Source organism: Salipiger sp. HF18, from assembly GCF_011806505.1.
Classification (GTDB): Bacteria; Pseudomonadota; Alphaproteobacteria; order Rhodobacterales; family Rhodobacteraceae; genus Salipiger; species Salipiger thiooxidans.
This window is the reverse complement of sequence record NZ_JAATOS010000216.1, coordinates 1-6,660: the sequence shown is the minus strand read 5'-3', so window position 1 is coordinate 6,660 and position 6,660 is coordinate 1. Positions and strand designations below refer to the sequence as shown.

General features: G+C 66.8%; 8 protein-coding genes. 4 read left to right on the top strand and 4 right to left on the bottom strand.

Features of this window, described 5'->3' with window-relative positions; genetic code table 11:
- The 4 genes from HC022_RS16320 to HC022_RS16305 form a co-directional block, all read right to left on the bottom strand.
- On the bottom strand, positions 1 to 804 hold an 804-nt coding region (locus tag HC022_RS16320), incomplete at its 3' end, for an arginyltransferase (RefSeq protein ID WP_167453132.1).
- A gap of 149 nt (positions 805 to 953) precedes the next feature.
- Positions 954 to 1,403 carry an RDD family protein gene (locus HC022_RS16315; RefSeq protein ID WP_008884768.1) on the bottom strand — a complete coding sequence of 150 codons (450 nt, stop codon included), beginning with the start codon at positions 1,401 to 1,403 and terminating at the stop codon, positions 954 to 956.
- An 83-nt stretch (positions 1,404 to 1,486) separates the two neighbouring features.
- Positions 1,487 to 1,924, bottom strand: a complete 438-nt coding sequence (locus HC022_RS16310; protein WP_008885034.1) for a DUF2852 domain-containing protein — start codon at positions 1,922 to 1,924, stop codon at positions 1,487 to 1,489.
- Positions 1,925 to 2,080: 156 nt separating this feature from the next.
- The gene (locus tag HC022_RS16305; RefSeq protein WP_008886160.1) at positions 2,081 to 2,542 is read right to left on the bottom strand and encodes an Lrp/AsnC family transcriptional regulator; all 462 of its coding nucleotides are present in this window, start codon (positions 2,540 to 2,542) and stop codon (positions 2,081 to 2,083) included.
- A 110-nt stretch (positions 2,543 to 2,652) separates the two neighbouring features.
- Between HC022_RS16305 and HC022_RS16300 the strand changes: the two genes are divergently transcribed.
- The 4 genes from HC022_RS16300 to HC022_RS16285 all read left to right on the top strand — a co-directional run.
- Entirely contained in the window at positions 2,653 to 4,113 is a 1,461-nt protein-coding gene (locus HC022_RS16300; protein ID WP_167453131.1) for an aminotransferase class V-fold PLP-dependent enzyme, read from the top strand.
- A gap of 225 nt (positions 4,114 to 4,338) precedes the next feature.
- On the top strand, positions 4,339 to 5,817 hold the full coding sequence (locus HC022_RS16295) for an NAD(P)-binding domain-containing protein (protein WP_167453130.1): 1,479 nt from the start codon (positions 4,339 to 4,341) through the stop codon (positions 5,815 to 5,817).
- On the top strand, positions 5,814 to 6,296 hold the full coding sequence (locus HC022_RS16290) for a hypothetical protein (RefSeq protein ID WP_008885413.1): 483 nt from the start codon (positions 5,814 to 5,816) through the stop codon (positions 6,294 to 6,296). Before HC022_RS16295 ends, HC022_RS16290 begins: the two co-directional genes overlap by 4 nt.
- Positions 6,293 to 6,660 (top strand): peroxidase-related enzyme (locus HC022_RS16285; protein ID WP_167453129.1); only part of this gene is annotated, 368 nt, incomplete at its 3' end. The genes HC022_RS16290 and HC022_RS16285, both read left to right, overlap by 4 nt.

Here is a 6,660-nt window from a genome sequence, read left to right as displayed (position 1 = left end):
CGAGTCCGGCAGCGAGATGTTGGCGACCTGCTCGGCGATGGGATCGGTCGAGAGCGGGTGGCACTCTTCCGCGTAATCCGCCGTGTCCATCATCCGCTCCCAGCGGCCGCGCCGGTAGACCTCGAGCGCGCCGAACTGGGCCTTGTAACCCATCTTGGGCGAGCCCGGCACCCAGTAGCCGAGGTAGACATACGGCAGCCCCGCCTCGCGGGCGATCTCGACATGGTCGAGGATCATCCATGTGCCAAGGCTCTTTCGCTGCAACTCGGGCTCGTAGAACGAGTAGACCATCGACACGCCGTCATCGAGCACGTCGGTCAGGCATACCGCCTTGAGCGCGCCGCTCTCGCGGTCGGTGTATTCCACCACACGCGACCGGATCGGCGTTTCTTCGACCATCGCGGCGAACTCGAAGATATCCATGTCGGCCATGCCGCCATCGGCGTGGCGGGCGTCGAGATAGCGGCGGGACAGCGAAAACTGGGCCTCGGGGGCCCAGGGGCTCGAAGCCCGGCGCGCGAGGTTGTCGTTGCGGCGAAGCGTGCGGCGCTGGCTCTTGGTGGGCTCGAACCGGCGCACGTCGATGCGGGCCGAGAGACAGGCGGCGCAATCCGAACAGGACGGCCGGTAGAGCACGTTCTGCGAACGACGGAATCCCTGCTTCGAGAGGCTGTCGTTCAGCTTCTCGGCGTTGTCGCCCTGAAGGGCGGTGAAGAGCTTGCGCTCCATGCGTCCCGGCAGGTACGGGCAGGCCTGCGGGGCCGTCACATAGAATTGCGGCGCAAGCGGCAGCGAATGGCGCATATCGATCCTGTCGGCTGTTCCGGAGAAAAACGTAGCAACGAATCGAAGACCCGCCAACCCCCCGAAAATAGGGAGCCGGCGGGCCAATTCAAATCACGCGGAGGTGCGTCGGGCGGAGGCAGGTGACGGCGCCCAGGCGCCGCCCCGGATCATGCCCGCTTGTTGAGCGCCGTGGTGCCCAGCAGCAGGTCCGACAGGCCCTGGCCGCGTTCGGTGGCGAACATGCAGACGATCGAGACGATCTGCAGCGGGGCGACCGACACGGCGACGGTGTAGCCCAGCGTGTGCATGAAGGCCTGCCCGAAATCGAGCTTCTCGCCGCGCCAGTCGCGGAACTCGATGGCCATGAGGCGCATGCCCCAGGTGGCCGAGCCGTTGGCGATGGTCACCACGCGGTAGGCGAAGCTGATCACCATCCAGAATGCGAGGAAGAAGAAGGCGCCGAGGAAGGCGGTGAAGGCCAGTGCGATGAAGACCAGGATCGCGACGATGATCGAGTCCACGATCCACGCGAGACCGCGCTTGAGGGTCACGCTGTCGTAGAAGGCGCTCTGGCGCACGGGGTCGGGAAGTTGCGAATAGGATCCGTCGGTGAACATCCGGGCTCTCGTCTGGGGGGCGGGGATAAGGTTACGTGGAGTGTAGCCCATGGCCCCGGGGTGGGGCCATGGGGGGGACGCGCTCAGGCGTCCTCTTTCTCGTCTTCCTTCACGTCGCGGGCGTTGCGGGCGCGATCGTCCATGAACTGGTCGAACTCTGCCTTGTCGCGGGCCTCGCGCAGACGCTGGAGGAAGTCCTCGAAGCTCTTCTGCTCGTCCTCGAGCCGGCGCAGCGTATCGAGCTTGTAGGCGTCGAAGGCGGCGTTGCCCGAGGGCCGCATCGCGTTGAAGCCGTGACGATAGGCGTGACGGTCAGGACGGTGGCGGCAGGATTTTCCGAACATGCGTTTGCTCCAGATCATGTATGCGAGAAGGCCAAGTCCGATCGGCCAGAAGAAAATGAAGCCAAGTACCATGGCCACGATCCAGGCGGGTCTGCCGCGCTCGTCGAGCCATGCCTCGGCGCGCTTGAGCCACCCGGGATTGGCGGGGCGGTCTTCATAGTGCACAGCGGCGGTCATTGCGGTGTCCTTTGTCTCTCGTTGTTCAATGTGAATGTCTTTCACATTATGCTAGATCGGAACCCGGACGGTGCTTATCAAGGGTCGATGTGAAGGTTTTTTACATTCACCTGAAGAGAGGTTAATTTTCAGCGCCTTAAAGGCATATCTGCACGATCACATCGGGATCGGACGCTGTTCCTCGATCGCCTCCATGGCGAAATACGAGGTCACGGTCTCGAGCTCGATCTCCTCGATCAGGCGCTTGTAGACCTCGTCATAGCTGTTCATGTCGCGGGTGATGATCTTCAGCAGGTAGTCGTATTCGCCGCCGATCCGGAAGAAGTCGATGACATCCGGGATCGCCGAGACATGGGTGCGGAAGCGCTTCAGCCAGGCGGCGGAGTGGTGCCGCGTCTTGATCATCACGAAGACCACCAGCCCGGCGCCCAGCTGGTTGCGGTCCAGCACCACCGTGTGGTTGCGGATGACGCCCGCGGCGTCCAGCGCCTTGAGCCTCCGCCAGCAGGCGTTCTGCGACAGGCCGACACGCTCGCTCAGTGCGCGCTGCGAGAGCGAGGCGTCGCGTTGCAGCTCGGCGAGGATGCGGTGGTCAATGTGATCGAGCTTTAGAGACATTATTCGATCATATGATAGAAAATCGCGGCTTGGAAGGTGAAAATATGTGAAGTCTTCTCGATTTCGCGGTGACATATTGGTTGTCAGACCTTCCCCGAAACGAGATGCTCATGGCCCCCCTCGACGACTTCGCCCTTTCGCTCAAGCGCCCGGATCTGCCGCAGTGGCTGCGCGCCGGGCTGATCGGGGAGAATGCGACCATCGACGGGCCATTCGGGCCGAAGCCGCTGGTCTACGCCGATTACGTGGCCTCGGGGCGGGCGCTGGCCCAGGTCGAGGATTTCGTGCGCGACCGGGTGCTGCCCTATTACGCCAACAGCCACACGCAGGCGTCGTTCTGCGGCGCCTATGCCACCCGCCTGCGCGAGGCGGCGCGGGCCGAGATCGCGCGCATGACCGGTGCGGGCGAGGGCATGAGCGTGGTCTTCACCGGCTCCGGCAGCACCGCGGGCATCAACCGCATCGTCGGCCTGCTCGACATTCCCGCGACGCTCGCGGCGGGTGGCCGGGTCGTGGTGCTGGTCGGACCCTATGAGCACCATTCCAACCTGCTGCCGTGGCGCGAGACCGGCGCCGAGGTCGTCGAGATCCCCGAGGCGGGTGAGGGCGGTCCGGACATGGCGGCGCTCGAGCGTGCGCTCGTGGCTGCGCAGGGCGCGGCCTTGGTGGTGGGCAGCTTTTCTGCGGCCTCCAACGTCACCGGCATCGTCACCGACACCGACGCCGTGACGCGGCTGCTGAAGCGGCACGGCGCGCTCGCGGTCTGGGATTTCGCCGGCGGCGCGCCCTACGTGCGGATGCGCATGGAGCAGGGCACCGATGCCGAGAAGGACGCCATCGTCTTCTCGCCGCACAAGTTTCCCGGCGGCCCCGCCGCGTCGGGCGTCATGGTGCTGCGCGACGCCATCGCCCGCCGCCGCACGCCGACCCTGCCGGGCGGCGGCACCGTGAGTTTCGTCTCGCCGTGGGGGCATCGCTATTCGGAGAGCCTTTCCCATCGCGAGGAGGGCGGCACGCCCAACGTCATCGGCGATATTCGCGTGGCGCTGGTCATGCTTGTGAAGGAGGCGCTGGGGCAGGATTGGCTCGACGCCCGGCAGACGGCGCTCCGGGCCCGGGCCGAGGCGGTCTGGCGCCACAATCCGCGGATCGAGATGCTGGGGCTGCAGTGCCCCGATGCGCTGCCGATCTTCTCGTTCCGGGTGCGCGACGGTGAGGGCGGGCTGGTGCACCACCAGTTCTTCACCCGGCTGCTGTCGGACCTGCACGGCATTCAGGCCCGCGGCGGCTGTGCCTGCGCGGGTTCCTACGCGCACCGGTTGCTGGGGCTCGACGAGGCGGCCTCGGACGCGATGTTCGCCGCGCTCGAGCGGGGCGAGGAAATGTCCAAGCCCGGCTGGGTACGGCTCAATCTTTCGGCGCTGATGACCGACGAAAAGGCCGATATGATCATCCGGGCGGTGGACAATCTGGCCCGCGAGGCTCCAGACTATCGGTCACGTTACGAGTGTGACCCGTCAACCGCCCGTTTTGCGCCTGCCCCGACCGAAGCCGCGAGCCTGGTCTCCTGATGCGGGCCAGCCGTGACTGCCGCCTGTGCCGTGCGCGGGCGACGCAGCGCAAAACGCGGGCGGTGCGGGGAGGCCCCGGGACGGACGCAGGGGGCGGGGTGGCCGGGCATCGACATGCCGGCGCCCATCCCCTAGACCTTGCGCATCGGTTTCCGGGCGGAACACCCAGCTTGATGCTGAAACGAAACATGATTTTCTCGTAGGATGTCTCTGAGGATGATTCGTATGCAAACGAACGACGCATCAACGTACGGCGCATCGCCGATCGACGGTCAGGGCCTGGACGTGCTCGAAGCGCGGCTGCGCGAGGACCTCGAGTTTCTCTGCTACCCCGGCAAGGACTGGGTGCCCCCGCGCGAGGGTGTGACGGACGTGGTGATCATCGGCGGCGGCATGTGCGGCATGGTGGCGTGGATGGGCCTGACCTCCGGCGGCGTCCGCAACATCCGCGTGCTCGACCGCAGCCCCGAGGGCTTCGAGGGGCCGTGGCTGAATTACGCGCGCATGGAGACGCTGCGCTCGCCCAAGGTGCTGACCGGCCCGGCCTTCGGCCACGGCGCGCTGACCTTCCAGGCGTGGTTCCGGGCGCAGTTCGGCACCGAAGCGTGGGAGACGCTCGACAAGATCCCGCGGCCGCAATGGATGGAGTACCTGCGCTGGTACCGCAAGGCGACCGGCGTGCCGGTCGAGAACGGCGTCTCGGTCGACAAGGTCGAGCCCGAGGGCGACCTGCTCCGGCTCACCGTCTCCGGCGCCGAGGAGGGCACGATCCTCTGCCGCAAGCTGGTCTTCGCCACCGGCCGCGACGGCACCGGCGGGCCCAACATCCCGGGTTTCGTGCAGGGGCTGGACCGGCGGTTCTGGGCGCACAGCGCCGATGACATCGATTTCGACACGCTGCGCGGCAAGCGCGTGGCGGTGATCGGGGTGGGGGCTTCGGCCGTGGACAACGCCGCCGAGGCGCTTGAGCACGGCGCCGCCGAGGTCCGCCACCTGATCCGCCGCAAGGAGATGCCGACCGTCAACAAGATGATGGGCATCGGCTCCTACGGGTTCACCGCCGGGTTCGCGGGGCTGCCCGACGAATGGCGCTGGCGCTTCATGCAGTACAGTTTCTCCACGCAGACGCCGTCGCCGCATGGCTCGACCCTGCGGGTAAGCCGCCATCCCAACGCCTATTTCCACTTCGGCAAGGCCACGAAGACCATCGAGCAGCACGGCGACGAGATCGAGATCCGCTTCGCCGACGGCACCAGCCACCGCTGCGATTTCGTCATCCTCGGCACCGGTTTCATCATCGACCCGATGGCGCGCACCGAATTCGGAGAGGTTGCAGGCCGCATCCAGCTCTGGCAGGACGTCTACACCCCGCCCGAGGGTGAGGAGCAGGCCGATCTTGGCCGCTTCCCCTATCTCAACGAGGATTTCACCTTCCGCGAGAAAGTCGCGGGCGAGGTGCCGTGGCTGAAGAACGTCTATTGCTTCAACTACGGCGCATCGGCGAGCCTCGGGAAGGTCTCGGGCGACATCCCGGGGGTTTCGGAAGGGGCGGCGTGGCTCGCCAGGGCGATGGCGGCGACGCTCTACGCCGAGGATCTGGAAACACACTGGCAGGCAATGCTGGATTACGACACGCCGGAGCTCGACGGGACGGAATGGACCGAGACCGAGCTGGCTTCGGCCAAAGAAGGGCAGGTTGCATGAGCATCTTCGACACCACCACTCTGAGCGCAGCGGGCGTCACCCCGGGCAGCGCCACGGCCGCCGCCACCGAGACCCGCGCCAACATCATTGAGGCCACGCAGGCCGCCGAGGACGCGGTGCTGACCCCCAATGACCCTGGCGCCTTCCCGCACCCGCTGCGCGCGGCGCTGGCCGCCCGCGTCGCCGCGCTCGGCGGTGAACCGGCGCTGGCCGAGCGCTACGCCGCCCGCGCGGGCGGCAGCGCCGCTCTCGCCGATCCGGCGCAGGACGGCACCGACCAGGGGCTGTCTCACCTGATGGCCTTCGTCGACAAGGTCGCCAACGACACCCGCAACATCGACGCCCAGGACATCGCCGGGCTGCAGACCGCGGGCGTGTCGGACGCCGACATCGTGCGCCTCTGCGAGCTCGTCGCCTTCCTTGCCTACCAACTGCGCGTGGTCGCCGGACTGCGTCTGATGACCGGAGCCGCCGCATGAGCCGCATCGTCCACAAGTTCACACGCACCGTCCCGCAATGGCAGCCGCGCGTCACGCCGGTGAAGCTCGACGAGGCCACGCCCGAGCAGCTCGACGCGCTGAGCGTGACGCCCTCGAACACCAAGGTCTCTGCCTACGTGCTGACGCTGGCGCATGACGTCGAGAGCCTCAAGGTGCGCTCGCCGCTGTTCAACGCCATCATGTACGACGCCGGCGGCATGTCCCGCGCCGAGCGCGAGGTGGGGGCGTTGGCGGCCTCGATGGTCAACCGCTGCATCTACTGCGCCGCGGTCCACGCCGACCGCCACGCCAAGCTCGAGAAGGACACCAGCGTCACCGACGAGCTCTTCGCCAAGGGCGAGAA